Below are 16,804 nucleotides of genomic sequence, written 5' to 3'. Positions count from 1 at the left end.
TGTCGACCAGCGTGCGGAGCTAGACTCTCCAGGGGAAGTACTCCTATGCGCACGCTGGTCGACTCATCCGCGGGAAGGCTCGTTCCCACACGAGTCGAAGCCCGTCGCGGGCGACAGCGCGCTCACCCCGCACGGGCACCGCGCGCTCTCGACATGTTCTCTTCCGTCTTTTCCTGAGCCCAGCAGGGACCTTGTATGCCACAGCCGTCTCTCACTCCAGTGGCCGCGGCCGACCGGCTGCCCGCAGGCGCCTTTCCGCTTTCCGCGGCGCAGCGCGGCATCTGGTTCGCCCAGCACTTCGCGGGTGACACCCCGATCTCGATCGCGCAGTACGTGGAATTCCACGGGCCGCTGGATTTGGATCTACTAGCCGACGTGGCGCGCCGAGCCGTCGACGAGTTCGGCAGCGGCTACCTTCGGTTGATCGAGGTGGACGGATTTCCCTACCAGGTCATCGATACCTCGCTCGAGGACGAGACGCTGGTGGTCGATCTGCGCGACGAGCCCGATCCGGTGGCCGCCGCGCACGCCTGGATGCGCGCGGAGTACACCGCGCCGCTGAATCTGCTGCGCGACCGGCTCGGCAAGTACGCCATGCTGCGACTGGGCGACCAGCACTGGTACTGGTACCAGCGCATCCACCACATCCTGCTGGACGGCTTCGGCGCGATGAGCCTCGTGCAGCGCACCGCCGAGCTGTACAACGCCGAGCTCGCGGGCCGCGAGGCGCCGCCGAACAAGGCCGCCGACCTGCGCACCATCGTGGACGCGGATGTCGCCTACCGGGATTCCGAGCGCTTCCAGGCCGACGCGCAGTACTGGCGCGACCATCTCGCGGGCATGTCCGAGCCCGTCAGCCTGGCGGGCCGGGCGGCCGAGGTGGATGCGCATCCCGCCCTGGTGGCCGGTGAATTGCCGCCTGCCACCGCCGAACTGCTGGACGCGGTGGCCAAGTCGGTGTCCTCCAGCATCGCGCCCGTGGTGGTGGCCGCGTTCGGCGCCTATATCGGCGCGATGACCGGTGCGCCCGAAGTGATACTGAGCCTGCCCGTCTCCGGTCGCACCACCGCCGCGCTACGGCGCTCCGGCGGCATGATCGCCAACGTCGTGCCGCTGCGACTGCCCCTCGGCGCCGAGAGCACCGTCGGTGGACTGATCAGGTCCGCGCAGGGCGAGCTGACCTCGGCGCTGCGCAGGCAGCGGTACCGCCAGGAGGACATCGTCCGCGACCTCGGCTGGTCGCTGGACGAGGCGGCCTCGTTCGGCCCGACCGTCAATCTGATGATGGTGGACACCAGGATTCAGCTGGGCGAGGTCACCGGCCGGATGCACGTGCTGACCTCGGGACTGATCGAAGACCTGTTCCTGAACCTGTATCCGGGCATGGGCGCGGAGAACACCCACATCGATTTCCAGGCCAATCCCAACCTGTACGACGACGAAGAACTCGCCGCGCAGCACCGGAGATTTCTGGACTTCCTGCACCGCTTCCTTGCCGCGGGACCGGACGCGCCGCTGCACGCGGTGCCGGTCCTCTCGCCCGAGGAACGTGCCGAGCTCGAGCCCGCCCGCGGGCCCGCGTCGGTGCCGCCGCGCACGCTGGCCGAGATTCTGGCGGACGGCGCGGCCGTCGATCCGGACGCGGTCGCCATCCGCGCCGACGGCACGTCGCTGACCTATCGCGCGGTCGAGTCCTACGCCAACCGCCTCGCGCGGCTGCTCATCGCGGCGGGCGCCGGACCGGAAAGCGCGGTGGCCGTGGCCATTCCACGCTCCGTCGAGTCGGTGCTTGCGGTCTGGGCGGTCGCGCGCACCGGCGCCGCGTTCGTGCCGGTCGATCCCGGGTATCCCGCCGACCGCATCGAGCACATGGTCGCGGACAGCGGCGTCGTCGCCGGGCTCACCGTAACGGGCGCGCGGTCGGCGCTGCCCGACCGCATCACCTGGCTGACGCTCGACGACTCCGACACCGAAGAGGTTCTGGCGCACCAGGATTCGGCCCCGATCACGGATGCCGTGCGGACCACCGCGATCCACCTCGACCAGCCCGCCTACCTCATCTACACCTCCGGTTCGACGGGCATGCCCAAGGGCGTCACCGTGACCCATCGTGGCTTGGCGAACCTGGTCGCCGGGTCCGGCGCGTCGTTCGGCGTGGACGCGAATGCCGTGGTGGCGCACGCGGTCTCGCCGAGCTTCGACATTTCGGTCGAGGAGCTGCTCGTCGCGTTCGCGGTGGGCGCGTCGATCGCCGTCGTTCCGCCCGCCGCCTACGCGGGCGAGGACTTGGCCGAAGTGCTGCGGGCGCACCGGGTCACGCATCTGAACGTGACACCCGCCGTGGTCGGCTCGCTGGACCCGGAAACCTTGCCCGACCTGCGCACCGTGGTGGTCGGCGGAGACGCGTGCCCGCCGGAGCTGGTGGCGAGATGGGCGGGCCGCACGCTACTCAATGGGTACGGCCCCACCGAGACCACGATCACCGTCACCGTCAGCGCGCCGCTGGTGCCGCACGGTCCGGTCAGCATCGGCAGCCTGGCTCGTGGCGTGGTCGGCCTGGTGCTCGATCCGTGGCTGCGACCGGTCGCGCCCGGTGTGGTCGGCGAGCTGTACCTGGGCGGGCCCGCCGTCGCGCGCGGCTACCACCAGCGCACCGGGCTGACTGCCAGCCGGTTCGTGGCGAACCCGTACGAGCCCGGCGGTCGCATGTACCGCACCGGTGACCTGGTTCGGTGGCGGCGGCGCGGGGGCAGGCTGGAGCTGGATTACGCGGGCCGCGGGGATTTCCAGGTGAAGGTGCGCGGCTATCGCATCGAGCTCGGCGAGGTGGACGCCGCGCTGGAGCGGCAGCCGGAGGTCGAGTTCGCCCTCACCATCGGCGCGACCACCCCGAGCGGCGCCACCGCCCTGGTGTCCTACGTGCTCGGCGCGCCGGGTGTCGAGGTGCAGCCGGAGGCGCTGAAAGCGGCTGTCGGCGAAAGTCTTCCGGCCTACATGGTGCCGACGGTGATCATGGTGCTGGACAGTGTCCCGTTGACGCCGGTGGGCAAAGTCGACCGCAGAGCTCTGCCCGCACCGGATTTCGGTATGCGCACCGTCGTGCGACGCCCACCGTCCACGCCCCGCGAGGAAACGATCGCGGGGCTCTTCGCGGAGGTGCTCGGCCTGGACGCGGTCGGCGTCGACGAGAACTTCTTCGCGCTCGGCGGCGACAGCATCATCTCCATCCAGCTGGTCTCCCGCGCCCGCTCGGCCGGTCTGCGGTTCAGCGCGCGCGACGTGTTCGAGCGCAAGACGGTCGCCGCGCTGGCCGCCGTCGCCACCGATGCCGCCGACACCGCGGTGCTCGAACTGCCCGGTGGCGGTGTCGGTTCCGTCGAGATCACCCCGATCGTGCACGCGATGCTCGATCAGGGCGAGACCTGGGACCGCTACAGTCAGGCCGTCCTGATCGCGCTGCCGCCGGACGGCGACCGCGCGCGGCTGACCGCCGCGGTGCAGACGCTCATCGACCACCACGACGTGCTGCGCAGCACGTTGCGTAAGGGCGAGGACGGCTGGGAATGGGTTGTCGCGGAGCCGGGTTCGGTGCGCGCGGCCGAACGCATCGATTCGGTGGTCGCGGGTGACGACCTCGAGGTGAGTTGCGAGTATGCCTTGCAGCGCGCCGCCGATCGGCTCGATCCGGCCGCAGGGGTGGTCGCCCGGTTCGTTCTGGTGGAACCGAATTCGGCCGCCGGTGAATCGGTCGTCGATGCTCCAGGCACCGGCACCACCGATGGAGTGGGCGTCGTCATTCCCGGCGTCATCGGTGGTGCGGCGGAGTTCGCCGAGAGGACCGTCGTCGACGTGGCCGCTGCCGAGGGTGGTATCGACGCGCGGGCCGCCGAAGAGGTCGGAATCGCCGGTGCGGGCGGTGGAATGGATGCTCGCGCCGCCGAGGGTGTCGGCTTTGCCGATGAGGCAACAGGCGGCCGTGGCATCGCCGATGCGGGCCGTGGCTCTGATGTGCGGGGCGCCGATGGTGTAGACGCCGCCGATGGTGGCCGTGGCATCGCCGGTGTGGGCCGTGGCGCCGATGCGCGTGCTGCCGATGGCATCGGCCTTGCCGATGACGCCGCCGATGGTGGCCGTGGCATCGCTGATGCGGGCCGTGGCGCTGATGTGCGCGGCACCGATGGTGCCGATATGCCCGATGGCGGCCGTGGTGCCGATGCTCGCACCGCCGATGGTGTAGACGTTGGCAGGGAGGGCCGCGGCGCCGATGCGTATGCCACCGGCGGTGTCGACGTCGCCGACGGCCATGGCATCGCCGAGGGCACCCGGCTCTGGTTGGTTCTCCACCACTTGGTCACCGATGGCGTCTCCTGGCGAGTTCTGTTGCCCGACTTGGCCACCGCCTTCTCCGGCGGCGAGCTGGAGCCCGTCGGTACCTCGTACCGCCGCTGGGCGCACGCGAACGTCGAGCAGGCGGCGGCGCGCGCGACCGAACTCCCCGTGTGGCGGCGCGTGCTCGCCACGCCGGACGCCCCACTCGGGGCGCGAGCGGCGGACCTGGGGGTGGACACCGTGGCCACCGCGGCCGAGGTGCGGACCACCGTGCCGGTGGAGACCGCGACCGCAGTGCTGGACACGGTGCCCGCGCTGTTCCACTGCGGCGCCGACGATGTGCTCCTCGCCGCGCTCACCATGGCGGTCGCGCGGTGGCGGACCAGGTCCGGTGCGCTGTTCACCCTCGAGGGGCACGGGCGCGAGGAATCGGTGCTGCCCGGCGCGGATCTCGCGCGCACGGTGGGCTGGTTCACCAGCGTGTATCCGGTCGCGATCGATCTCGCGGGCATCGACATGGACGACGCGTTCGCGGGCGGACCCGCGGCCGGTCTCGCGATCAAGGCGGCCAAGGAGCAGTTGCGCGCGATTCCCGACCGCGGCGTCGGATACGGCATGCTGCGGTACCTGAATCCGCGGACCGCGGGCGAACTGGCCGCCGCGCCCACCCCACAGATCAGCTTCAACTACCTCGGTCGCGCCGCGGGCGGACCCGAAGGGCCGTGGTTGCCGAGGCGATTCGCCGCGACGCAGGACGACCGCGCGCCGCTGCCCGCCGTCGTGGACGTCAACGCCATCATGGGCGCCGCGGGCCTGGAGGTCACCTGGGCCTACGCCACCGAACTGCTCGCCGAGGACGACGTCCGCGCGTTCGCCGAGCACTGGACCACCGCGCTCACCGCGCTCGCCGACCACGCGCGGACGACCGGCGCGGGCGGCCACACCCCGTCGGACTTCCCGCTCGCCACGGTGACTCAGCAGCAGATCGAGGGCTGGGAGCGCACCTACCCGAACCTGGCCGACGTGTGGCCGCTGTCGCCGCTGCAATACGGCCTGCTCTTCCACGCCTGGTACGACACCGACACCGCCGACGGCTATACCGTGCAGACCAGGCTCACCCTGGCGGGCCGGGTCGACGCCGCCCGGTTGCGCGCCGCGGCACAGGTGCTCGTCGACCGGCACGAGAACCTGCGGGTCGCGTTCGTCGAGACGCCGGACGGTCCACGCCAGCTGGTGCTCGCCGACGCCGAAGTGCGCTGGCACGAAGCGGATCTCACGCACCTCGCCGAAGACGGCCAGCGCACAAGGGAACTCGACCGGATCCTGGCCCTCGACGCGAACACCCGTTTCGATCTCACCCGCCCGCCACTACTGCGCTTCCAGCTCATCCGCACCGCCGACGACACCTACACCCTGCTGATGACCAATCACCACCTGGTGCTGGACGGTTGGTCGACGCCGCTGCTGGTCCGCGAGCTGCTGACCGTCTACATCGCCTCGGGCGCGGGCGCGAGCGCCGCGGACGTGCTGCCCCCAGCCCCGTCCTATCGCTCGTTCCTCGCCTGGCTCGCCGAACAGGAAGCGGCCGAGCGCATCCCGGCCACAGCTGAACTCCGCCCCGCCGCCGACGAACGCGGCCCTGTCGCAGCGGAACCCAGCGGGGCTGGTGAACCGCCCGCTGCCGCGGCGGAACCCCCTGTGACGGCCGAGTCGCAGGTGACCAATCTCGAACGTGCCGCCGAAATGCTCACCGGTCCCGCGAGTTCCGCGTCCCTGGCCGCGTGGCGTGAGGCGCTGGCCGGAATCGACGCGCCGACTCGCGCGGTCCCGACGCTGGCGGGCATTCAGTCCACCGAATCCGGCATGGTGTCCTTCGACCTGCCCGCCGAGACCGTCTCGCGGCTGGAGGCGACGACCCGCGCCGCGGGCGCGACCGTCAACACGGCCGTCCAGGCGGCGTGGGCGCTGCTGCTCGCCATGCTGACCGGACGCACCGACGTGGTGTTCGGTGGCACGGTGTCCGGCAGGCCGCCGCAGCTGGCCGGGGTCGAGGACATGGTCGGCCTGTTCATCAACACCCTGCCGGTGCGGGTGCGGCTCGATCCGGCGGAGCGGGTGGCGGATCTGCTGGCCCGCGTGCAGACCGAGCAGGCCCGGCTGCTGGACCACCAGCACGTCGGACTCGCCGCCATCCACCAGGCCGTCGGCCTCGCCGAATTGTTCGACACCCTCACCGTTTTCGAGTCGTATCCGATCGATCGCGAGGCGCTGTCGCAGTCGCTGGACATCGCGGGCATGCGGATCCTCGACATCGCGGGGACCGACGCGACGCCGTACCCGTTGAACCTCATGGTGATTCCGCTGCACGGGATGCCCGGCGAGCCGGGCGACAAGCTGCGGGTCACGGTCAAGTACATGGCCGACCAGCTGGCTGAGTCCGCCGCGCGCAGGTTGCTCGACCGGTTCGTCATGCTGCTCGAGCAGATCGCCGAGCACCCGGAGATCGGTGTCGCGCGGTTGCAGCACTGCGACGCCGTCGAGCGCGCCGCACTGCTGCCGGTGCACGGTCCCGATTCGGTGCCGCAGCGCACCCTGCCCGAGATCCTCGCCGCGGGCGCAGCGGTGAACCCCGATGCCCTCGCGGTCAGCGCGAACGGCGACACCATGACCTACCGCGAACTCGACGCGTGGTCGAACCGGTTCGCCAGGGTGCTGCTGCGCCGCGGCATCGGTGCCGAGGTCTTCGTCGTGCTCGCGCTGACCCGCTCGGTGGAGTCCGTGGTCGCGGTGTGGGCGCTGGTCAAGACGGGCGCGGCGTTCCTGCCGCTGGATCCGAACTACCCGGTGGAGCGGATCGAGCACATCCTCACCGATTCCAAGGCGCCCATCGGCGTGACGGTGCGCGCCACCGGCGAGACCCTGCCGAGCACGATCGACTGGCTGCTGCTCGACGACCTGAACACCATGCGCAGGGCGCTGACGGTACCGGACGGACCGATCACCGACGAGGAGCGCGGCGGCGCGATCCGGATGGACCAGACCGCCTACCTGATCTACACCTCCGGCTCCACCGGCAAGCCGAAGGCGGTACTGCTCAGCCATCGCGGTGTCGCGAATCTGACGACGGCGCAACGCGAATCGATGGACCTGGACCACACGGTAAAGGCCTTGCAGGTCGCCTCGCCGAGCTTCGACGCGTCGGTCTTCGAGCTGCTCGCCGCGCACACGGTCGGCGGACAACTGGTGCTCTCGCCGCCGGAGGTGTACGGCGGCGAGGAGCTCGAGCGCCTGTTGCGCGCCGAGCGGGTCACCCACGCGGTGATCACGCCATCGGTGCTGGCCACGATGGACCCGGCCGGTCTCACCGACCTGCGCGTCCTCTCGGTCGCGGGCGAAGCCGCCGGGCCGGAGCTGACCGCGCAGTGGGCGGTCGGCAGGCGCATGCTGAACCTCTACGGCCCAACGGAATTCAGCATCTGGGCGACGGGTCCCGGCGAGTTGGAGCCCGGCGAGCCGGTCACCATGGGCGGCCCGATCCGCGGCGCCGCGGTCATGGTGCTCGACACCTGGTTGCGCCCGGTTCCGGTCGGGGTCGAGGGCGAGCTGTACTTGGCCGGTCCCGGGATCGCGCGCGGCTACTTCAACCGCTTCGGGATGACGGCGGCTCGTTTCGTGGCGAACCCGTACGGCGCGCGCGGCGAGCGGATGTACCGCACCGGCGACATGGTGCGCTGGGTCGAATCCGACCGCCCGGGCGGACCGGTGCTGGAGCTGGAGTACCTGGGCCGCAGCGATTTCCAGGTCAAGATCCGCGGTCTGCGCATCGAACTCGGCGAGATCGACGCGGTGCTCGCCGCCGACGACCACGTGGAATACGCCGCGACCGTCGGCATGCCGGGCCCGGCTGGTGAGACCGTGCTCGTCTCCTACGTGGTGCTCAGCGACGCGGGACGCGAATCTGTCGGTGCCGCCGAGGAATACGACACCGAACGGTTGCGCTCGCGTATCGCGGGCGCGTTGCCCGGCTACATGGTGCCCGGCTATCTCGTCGTGCTGGACGAGGTCCCGTTGACGCCGGTCGGCAAGCTGGATCGCAAGGCGCTGCCCGTGCCCGATTTCGCGGCGTTCCTGCGCAGGTACCTGGCGCCGCGCACACCGGTCGAGCAGGCCGTTGCCGAGGTGTTCGCTGAGGTGCTCGACACCGAGCGCGTCAGCATCGACCATTCGTTCTTCGAGCTGGGCGGCAACTCGCTCAGCGCGACCAAGGTGGTGGCCAGGGTCAACGCGGCGCTCGGCGCGACGATCGCGCTGCGCGACCTGTTCGACGCGCCCACGGTCGCGCAGCTGTCGGCGCGGGTGGTCCCGGCTGCGGCGGGGGAGCGCGCCCGCTTCGCGCTCGCGCCGCGCATCCGGCCGGACCGGATTCCGCTCTCGCCCGCCCAGCAGCGGATGTGGGTGCTCAACCGGCTGGATCCCACCTCGCCCGCCTACAACATCGCGGTCGCGCTGCGTCTCACCGGCGACCTGGACGTGGCGGCCATGCGACGCGCGCTGCGCGCGGTCGTAGACCGGCACGAAAGCCTGCGCACCATGTATCCGGCCGACGCGGAGGGCCCGCGCCAAGTCGTCCTCGACGCCGAGGTCGCCGCGCCGGAACTGCGCGCGGTCGACACCGAACCCGGTGCGCCGCTGCGGGATCGGATCATCGAACTGGCCGGTGTCGGCTTCGACCTGGTGACCGAGCGACCGCTGCGGGTCGGTCTGTTCCGTTTGCGCACGGCCGAAGGCAACGGCCGGGCGACGCCGGTGCACGTCGTCGTCCTGGTGGTGCACCACATCAGCGCCGATGGCGCGTCGATGGCGCCGCTGGCCACCGACCTGATGACCGCCTACGCCGCGGCCATGATGGGCCAGGAAGCGGCCCTGGCCGCGCTGCCGGTGCAGTACACCGATTTCGCGCTGTGGCACCGGGAACTGCTCGGCGACGAATTCGACCCGGAGTCGCTGGCCGCCAAGCAGATTCGCTTCTGGACCGAATCCCTTTCCGGCGCACCGGATCTGCTCGAGCTGCCCGCCGACCGGCCGCGGCCCGCGGTGCAGTCCATGCGCAGCGCGGACCTGAACTTCGCGGTCGAGCGGCCGCTGCACCGGGCTATGGCGGAGTTGGCCGCGGACACCGAGGTGAGCATGTTCATGCTCGTGCACGCGGCGCTCGCGGTGCTGCTCGCTCGCCTCGGCAGCGCCGACGACGTGGTGATCGGCACCGCGGTCGCCGGGCGCGGGGAGGCCGCGCTGGACGAGATGGTCGGCATGTTCGTGAACACCCTCGCGCTGCGCACGCCGGTCGACCCCGACCGATCCTTCCGCGACTTCCTCGCCGCCGTGCGTTCTTCGGACCTCGACGCGTTCGCCAACGCCGACGTGCCGTTCGAACGCCTGGTGCAGGTGCTGAACCCGGCCAGGTCCACGGCGCACCACCCGATCTTCCAGGTGTCGCTCTCCTTGCAGAACTTCGTCGAGCCCGCGCTCGAGCTGCCCGGACTGCGCATCGCGGTGGAGGATCTGGATCGCGACGCGTCACAGTTCGACCTGACCCTCGACCTGCGCGAGCGCTACGACGACGCCGAGCGGGCCGGTATCGACGCCACGCTGACCTACGCCACCGATCTGTTCGACGCGCCGACGGTCGACACTCTCGCTCGCCGGTGGCTCGCGGTGCTGGCCGCGGTGGTGGCCGACCCGGAACAGCGCCTCGGCGACATCGATCTGCTCGTGCCGCTGGAACGCGCCGAACTGGTGCCCGCCAGCGGCCCGGAGTCGGCCGGGGTGCGCACGTTGCCCGAGGTGTTCGCCGCGGCGGCGGCCGCGTATCCGGAGCGGCACGCGGTGGTCGCCGCGGGTGTGACGACGACCTACCGCGAATTGACCTCCCGTGCAGCGCAGCTCGCCCGTCTGCTGATCGAGGCGGGTGCCGGGCCGGAGACGGTGGTGGCGCTCGGACTGACCAGGGGCGCGGAGCTGCTGATCGGTATGTGGGCGGCCGCCGCGGCGGGCGCGGCGTTCCTGCCGGTCGACCCGAAGCATCCGGTGGACCGCATCGAGCACATGCTCACCGACTCCGGCGCGGTGCTCGGCCTCACCGTCGCCGCGCACCGGCCGCAGCTGCCGGCGGAAACCAAGTGGCTGGTCCTCGACGACCCCACCTTCGCAGCCCGCTGGCGCGGCGCAGACGACACCCCGCTGCGCGCCGACGAGCTGAGCGCACCGATCCGGCCGGACCATCCGGCGTGGATGATCTACACCTCCGGCTCCACCGGAACGCCCAAGGGCGTCACGGTCTCGCACCGCGGCATCGCCGATCTCGTCGCGGCACAGCGCGAGTCGCTGGCGCTGGACGAGCACGCGCGGGTATTGCAGGTCGCCTCACCGAGTTTCGACGCGTCGGTGTTCGAGGCGATCATGGCCTTCGGCGCGGGCGCGGCCTCGGTGGTCGCGCCGCCGGAGGTGTTCGGCGGGGACGCGCTGGCCGAGCTGATCGAGGCCGAGGGCGTCACCCACGCGGTGATCACCCCGTCGGCGCTGGCCACGGTGGACCCGGCGCGGGTGTCGAGTCTGCGGGTGCTGGCCGTCGCCGGTGAGGCGGTCGGCGCGGAACTGGTGGAGCGGTGGGCGCAGGGCCGGACCATGGTCAACCTGTACGGGCCTACCGAATCCACCATCTGGGCAACGGGTTCGGGTCCGTTGGCGGTGGGCGCACCGGTCACCATCGGCGGTCCCATCCGCGGCGCGTCGGTGCTGGTGCTCGACGGGCGACTGCGGCCGGCGCCGGTGGGCGTCGCGGGCGAGCTGTACCTCGCCGGGCCCGCGCTGGCGCGCGGCTACCACGCCCGACCGGACCTGAACGCGACCCGCTTCGTCGCGAATCCGTATGGCGCGCAGGGCGAGCGGATGTACCGGACCGGCGACCTGGTGCGCTGGATCGCCGACGGCGAACTGGAATATGTCGGCCGCACCGATTTCCAGGTCAAGGTGCGGGGTCAGCGCATCGAACTCGGCGAGATCGACGCCGTGCTCGGTCGCGCCGACGGCGTGGACTTCGCCGTGACGCTCGGTGTTCGCGGACCGTCCGGCGGTACCGCGCTGGCCGCCTACGTAGTCCACGAATCCGGCGTCGAGCTGGACGTGGACGCGCTGCGCGCGCACGCCGCCGAGTCACTGCCCGGGTATATGGTGCCCTCGGCTTTCGTCGTGCTGGACGCGATTCCGCTCAACGCGGTCGGCAAGCTCGACCGGAAAGCGTTGCCGGAACCGGTGTTCGCCGACGACCGCACCGAATACGTCGCGCCGCGCACGCCCACCGAGGAGACCCTGGCGGCGGTCTTCGCCGAACTGCTCGGTCGCGAGCGGGTCGGCGTCGAGGACTCCTTCTTCGCGCTCGGCGGCGACAGCATCCTGGCCATCCAGCTGGTCTCCCGGGCCAGGCAGGGCGGGGTGACCATCACGCCGTTGCAAGTGTTCGAACACCGCACCGTGGCCGGACTGGCCGCCGCGGCCGACGCCGCGGGCGAACTGGTGGTGCTGGAGGAACTGCCCGGCGGTGGCGTCGGCGATATGCCGCTGCCGCCGATCGTGCGGTACATGATCGAACGCGGCGGCGACTTCGACCGTTTCGCGCAGACCGCGGTGCTCGAACTACCCGTCGGCATCCGTCCCGAGCAGCTGACCGCGACCGTGGCGGCCGTGGTGGACCGGCACGACATGTTGCGCGCCAGGCTGTTCCGCGCGCCGGACTGGCGGCTGGAGGTGGCCGAGCCGGGCAGCGTCGACGTGGCGGGGCTGATCAGACGCATCGAGTTCGCCGCCGACGCGGACACGGTCGACCTGCGCGAATACGCGCTCACCGAACTGGAATCCGCGATGAACCGGCTGGACCCGGCGCGCGGTGTGGTGTTGCAGTTCGTCTGGCTCGACCCGGTCGGCGAGGCCGGAGACCGCAGCCGCGCCGGTCGTCTCATCGTGATCGCGCACCACCTCGTCGTGGACGGCGTGTCCTGGCGGATTCTGGTGCCCGATCTGATGGCCGCCTGGGCGCAGGTCTCCACGGGTGCGACGCCGGTGCTCGCCGAGACCGGGACGTCGATGCGCCGCTGGTCGCACGCGCTCACCGAGGAGGCGCACCGGGCCGAGCGAGTCGCCGAACTCGGCTACTGGCGCGACCTGATCGGCGGGCCCGATCCACTGATCGGCGGACGGGAACTCGATCCGGCCGTCGATCAGGCGGGGACGTTGCGCATGGTGGAGGCGGAGGTCTCCGAGGACATCACCACGGCGCTGCTGACCACGCTGCCGGCGCTGTTCCACGGCGGCGTCGAGGACGCCCTGCTCACCACACTGGCGCTGGCCGTGCACAAGTGGCGCGCCACCGCGGATCGCAGCGTCCTGGTCCGGCTGGAAGGGCACGGTCGTCAGCAGGAAGTGATCCCCGGCGCGGACCTTTCCCGGACCGTCGGCTGGTTCACCAGCGTCTATCCGGTGCGCCTCGACCTCGGCACGGTCGACGTCGACGAGGCCATGGCGGGCGGCCCCGCGCTGGGTCAGGCGATCCGCGCGATCAAGCACCAACTGCTCGCCGTGCCGGACAAGGGCATCGGGTTCGGTCTGCTGCGCTACCTGAATCACGACACGGCCGAACAGCTTCCGCGTCGTCTCCCGGGGCGGGTCGCGTTCAACTACCTTGGCCGCTACGCGACCGGCGAGATCCCGCCTGGCCTGGAGGGACTCGGCTGGCTGCCCACCGACGAACTCGGCGACCTGCCCGCGACCGAATACCCGAACGTGCCGCTGCAAGCCGAGATCGACGTGAACGCCGTGGTTCTCGGCGACCGGCTGCGCGCCACCTTCGGCTTCCCCGCCACGCTGCTGAACCGCGCCGAGGTGGCCGAGCTTTCGCGCCTCTGGATCGAAATGCTCAGTGTCGCGGCTGAATTCGCCGCCACCCCGGAAGCGCGCGCCGCTGGCGCGGAGGAGGAGCGGGCGATGGCCGAACTCGCGGTCGCTGCCGCGCCGCCCGCGCCGGGCGCCGCGCTCGGGCTCGACGTGCTGCTGCCGATCCGGCTCGGCGGCGACGAACCCGCGCTGTTCTGCATCCACCCGTCGTCCGGAATGGCATGGACCTACCTGGGTTTCGCGGAGGCGCTCGCGCCGGGCCGCCCGATCTACGGCCTGCAAGCGCCGGACCTGAGCGGTCGCGAACCGTCCATGCGCAGCATCGAGGAATTCGCCGAACGCTACGTCCGCGAGATTCGCGCCGTGCAGCCGGAAGGCCCGTATCACCTGCTCGGCTGGTCGTTCGGCGGGCTCATCGCGCACGCCGTCGCCACGCGGCTCGAGCAGGAAGGCGCAAGGGTCGGCGTGCTCGCCCTGCTCGACGCCGACACCGCCGACATCGACGGCGACAGCATCGAACCGCTCACCGCGGGCTCGTTCATCAGCACTTTCGGTGCGGTGTTCGGCATCGACGACGTGCCCGCCGACGCCACGGCACAGGAGGCGGCCGCGCTGATCGCCGAGCGGACCGGCGGCGTGGCGCTGGTGGACGCCGACACTCTGGAGCGGATGGCCGGGTCCTACAACGCCTCGGCGCGGACCAGGACCGGCTATCAGCGTCCCGTCTACCACGGCGACGCCCTGTATTTCAGTGCCACCGTGGACACCTCGGACATCTTCGGCCCGGAGGGCTGGCGTCCGTACATCACCGGCGTGATCACCAACCACGACGTCGAGGTCACCCACGACGAACTGACCGCACCACACGTGCTTCCCGTCATCGCGCGTGTGCTCGACGAGCATCTTGGAGGCATGCAGTGAACGACAGCGGAGTTGTGGTGGAGGGCGTGGAGAAGTCCTTCGGTGAGGTACACGCCCTGCGCGGCGTCGACTTCACGGCCGCGCAGGGCGAGGTGCTCGGCATCCTCGGCCCGAACGGCGCGGGCAAGACCACCACGGTCAATATCCTGTCCACGCTCATCGCGCCGGATCGCGGCCGCGCCCAAGTCGCCGGGTACGACGTGGTCGCCGACCCCGCGGCGGTGCGCCGCTCGATCATGCTGACCGGCCAGTTCGCGGCGCTGGACGACATGCTCAGCGGCTACGAGAACCTGGTCATGTTCGGCAGGCTCATGGGCCTGCGCAAGGGGGCCGCGCGTGCACGCGCCGACGAACTGCTCGCCGAGTTCGACCTGGTCGAGGCCGCGGGCAGGCGGGTGGGCACCTACTCCGGCGGTATGCGCAGGCGCATCGATATCGCGTGCGGGCTCGTCGTCCGGCCCGACGTGGTGTTCCTCGACGAGCCCACCACCGGGCTCGATCCGCGCAGCCGACAGGGCGTGTGGGATCTGGTGTCGAGCTTCCGCAAGCACGGCATCACCACGCTGCTCACCACGCAGTACCTGGAAGAGGCCGACGCGCTGTGCGACCGGATCATCGTCATCGATCACGGCGTGGTCATCGCCGACGGCACCGCCGACGAACTGAAGTCGCGTACCGGCGGCAGCTACTGCGAGGTGGTCCCGCTGCGGTTGGAGGATCTGCCCGCCATCGCCACCGCGCTCGGCTCGCTGCTGCCCGAGGAGAACCGGGCCGCGCTCACCCCCGAGTCCGACCGCATCGCGATCCCCGCCCCCGAAGGAGCCAAGACGCTCGCCGAGGCGCTGCGGCGGCTGGACTCGTCCGGTCTCGAACTGGTCGACATCGCCCTGCGCCGTCCCTCTCTCGACGACGTGTTCCTCCAGCTCACCGGGCATCTCGCCGTCGCGGAAACCGGAGAAGTCGCATGACCGCCGGGGCCTGGCTGACCGACACGCGCGCCACCCCGGTCCGCGCGCAGCAGTGGTGGGTGCTCACCACGCGACTGGTGACGCCCGCGGTCAAGACCGGCGAGGTGCTCAGCTCCATCGTCGCGCCCGCCGCCTTCACGGCCAGCTTCTACATTCCGCTCAAGACGGTGATGACCGTCATCGGCACCGGCTTCAGCAGCTACGCGCAGTACATGATGCCTCTCGTCATCCTGCAAGCCTGCGCGTTCACCGCCATCGGCGCGGCCTTCCGTTCGGCAAGCGACGCCGTCTCCGGGCTCGACCGCCGCTTCGGCTCGATGCCCATCGGTCCGTTGGTCCCGGTCGCGGCGCGGATGTCCGGCAACATGTTCCGGCTGTTCATCGCGATATCGGCGGGGCTGGTGTGCGGGCACGTGATCGGCTTCCGCTTCCGGCTCGATACCTGGCACACGCTCGGGTTCCTGGCCTTCTCGCTGCTCATCGGCGTCGCGTTCACGCTGGGCGCCGATGTCATCGGAACGGCGGCCAAGAGTCCGGAGGCGACGACGCAGGCGCTGGTGCTGCCGCCGTTGATTCTCGGCATGCTGTCCACCGGGTTGGCTCCGGCGTCTCAATTTCCCGAGTGGATCCAGCCTTTCGTGCGCAACCAGCCCGTCTCGCAGTTCGTCGTCGGGCTGCGCGCGCTCGCGGGGGACACGACAGGCAACGCGGGCGAGGTGAGCTGGGCGCTGATGGGTCCGCCGCTGTTCTGGGCGGGGGCGATATTCGTCATCTGCCTGCCGCTCGCGCTCCGGCTGAGCAAGAGGAGGGCGTGATGGTACTGACAACGGAACGCGGGACGCTCACGCACGGCGAGACCTCGCCGTTCTCGCTGCTGCGGCACACCGCGATTCAGACCCAACGCCTGCTGCTGCGTTGGTCGCGCAATCCGGTGGCGTTGCTGGAGACCCTGATCATCCCGTGCCTGCTGCTGCTGATGCTCGACATCGTCATCGGCGGGCAGATCCAGAAGTTCTCCGGCACCGACGCGCTCTACGGGTCGGTGCCGATGGTGGCCGTCGTCGGCGCGCTGAGCGGCGCGGTGGCGAGCGGGGTGATGCTTGGCAGGGAGCGGGACGCGGGCCTGCTGGCTCGTTTCTGGGTGCTACCGGTGCACCGCTCCTCGGGGCTGATCTCCCGCATCCTCGCCGAGGGCTGCCGGATCCTGCTCGGCACGCTCGTGGTGATCGTCGTCGGTCATCTGCTGGGTTTCCGCTTCCAACAGGGGTTCGTGCCCGCGCTGCTGTTCGTGTTCATTCCGGTGCTCTTCGGGCTGGCGTTCGCCACCATGGTCACCGCCATCGCGGTGTTCACCGCAAAAGCGACGCTGGTGGAGAGCATTACGATCCTCACCTCGCTGCTGATGTTCTTCAGCACCGGCTTCGTCCCGCTGATCGCCTTCCCCCAGTGGATCCAGCCCGTGGTACGCAACCAGCCCATGTCGGCCGCCGTGGACAGCATGAAGGCCCTGTCCCTCGGCGGCCCCCTCGCCCGCCCCCTCACCCTGACCTTCCTCTGGTCGATCGGCGCGATCATCGTCTTCGCCGTACCCGCCGTCATCGGCTACCGCCGAGCCAGCCGCCGCTGAGACCCCGCGACGG

Annotated in this window: 4 protein-coding genes; all 4 read left to right on the top strand. The window is 70.8% G+C overall.

What is annotated here, in order from left to right:
- The first annotated feature begins 195 nt into the window (after positions 1 to 195).
- Genes AB0H49_RS17610 through AB0H49_RS17595 form a run of 4 tightly spaced genes read left to right on the top strand, consistent with a single transcriptional unit; the run spans position 196 to position 16,791 of the window.
- A complete protein-coding gene (locus AB0H49_RS17610; protein ID WP_357252523.1) occupies positions 196 to 14,196 on the top strand; it encodes an amino acid adenylation domain-containing protein in 14,001 nt (4,666 codons plus the stop codon).
- The gene (locus tag AB0H49_RS17605; protein ID WP_355001081.1) at positions 14,193 to 15,164 is read left to right on the top strand and encodes an ATP-binding cassette domain-containing protein; all 972 of its coding nucleotides are present in this window, start codon (positions 14,193 to 14,195) and stop codon (positions 15,162 to 15,164) included. Before AB0H49_RS17610 ends, AB0H49_RS17605 begins: the two co-directional genes overlap by 4 nt.
- The gene (locus tag AB0H49_RS17600; RefSeq protein WP_357252519.1) at positions 15,161 to 15,979 is read left to right on the top strand and encodes an ABC transporter permease; all 819 of its coding nucleotides are present in this window, start codon (positions 15,161 to 15,163) and stop codon (positions 15,977 to 15,979) included. Before AB0H49_RS17605 ends, AB0H49_RS17600 begins: the two co-directional genes overlap by 4 nt.
- Positions 15,979 to 16,791 carry an ABC transporter permease gene (locus AB0H49_RS17595; RefSeq protein WP_355001079.1) on the top strand — a complete coding sequence of 271 codons (813 nt, stop codon included), beginning with the start codon at positions 15,979 to 15,981 and terminating at the stop codon, positions 16,789 to 16,791. Before AB0H49_RS17600 ends, AB0H49_RS17595 begins: the two co-directional genes overlap by 1 nt.
- Positions 16,792 to 16,804 lie beyond the last annotated feature (13 nt).

It is taken from the genome of Nocardia sp. NPDC050713 (assembly GCF_040654315.1).
Lineage (GTDB): Bacteria > Actinomycetota > Actinomycetes > Mycobacteriales > Mycobacteriaceae > Nocardia.
This window is presented reverse-complemented; position numbering and strand designations above follow the sequence as displayed.

Coding starts and splice junctions, on each gene's coding strand:
- AB0H49_RS17610 (WP_357252523.1), top strand. CDS start 196: ATGCCACAGCCGTCTCTCACTCCAGTGGCCGCGGCCGACCGGCTGCCC.
- AB0H49_RS17600 (WP_357252519.1), top strand. CDS start 15,161: ATGACCGCCGGGGCCTGGCTGACCGACACGCGCGCCACCCCGGTCCGC.
- AB0H49_RS17595 (WP_355001079.1), top strand. CDS start 15,979: ATGGTACTGACAACGGAACGCGGGACGCTCACGCACGGCGAGACCTCG.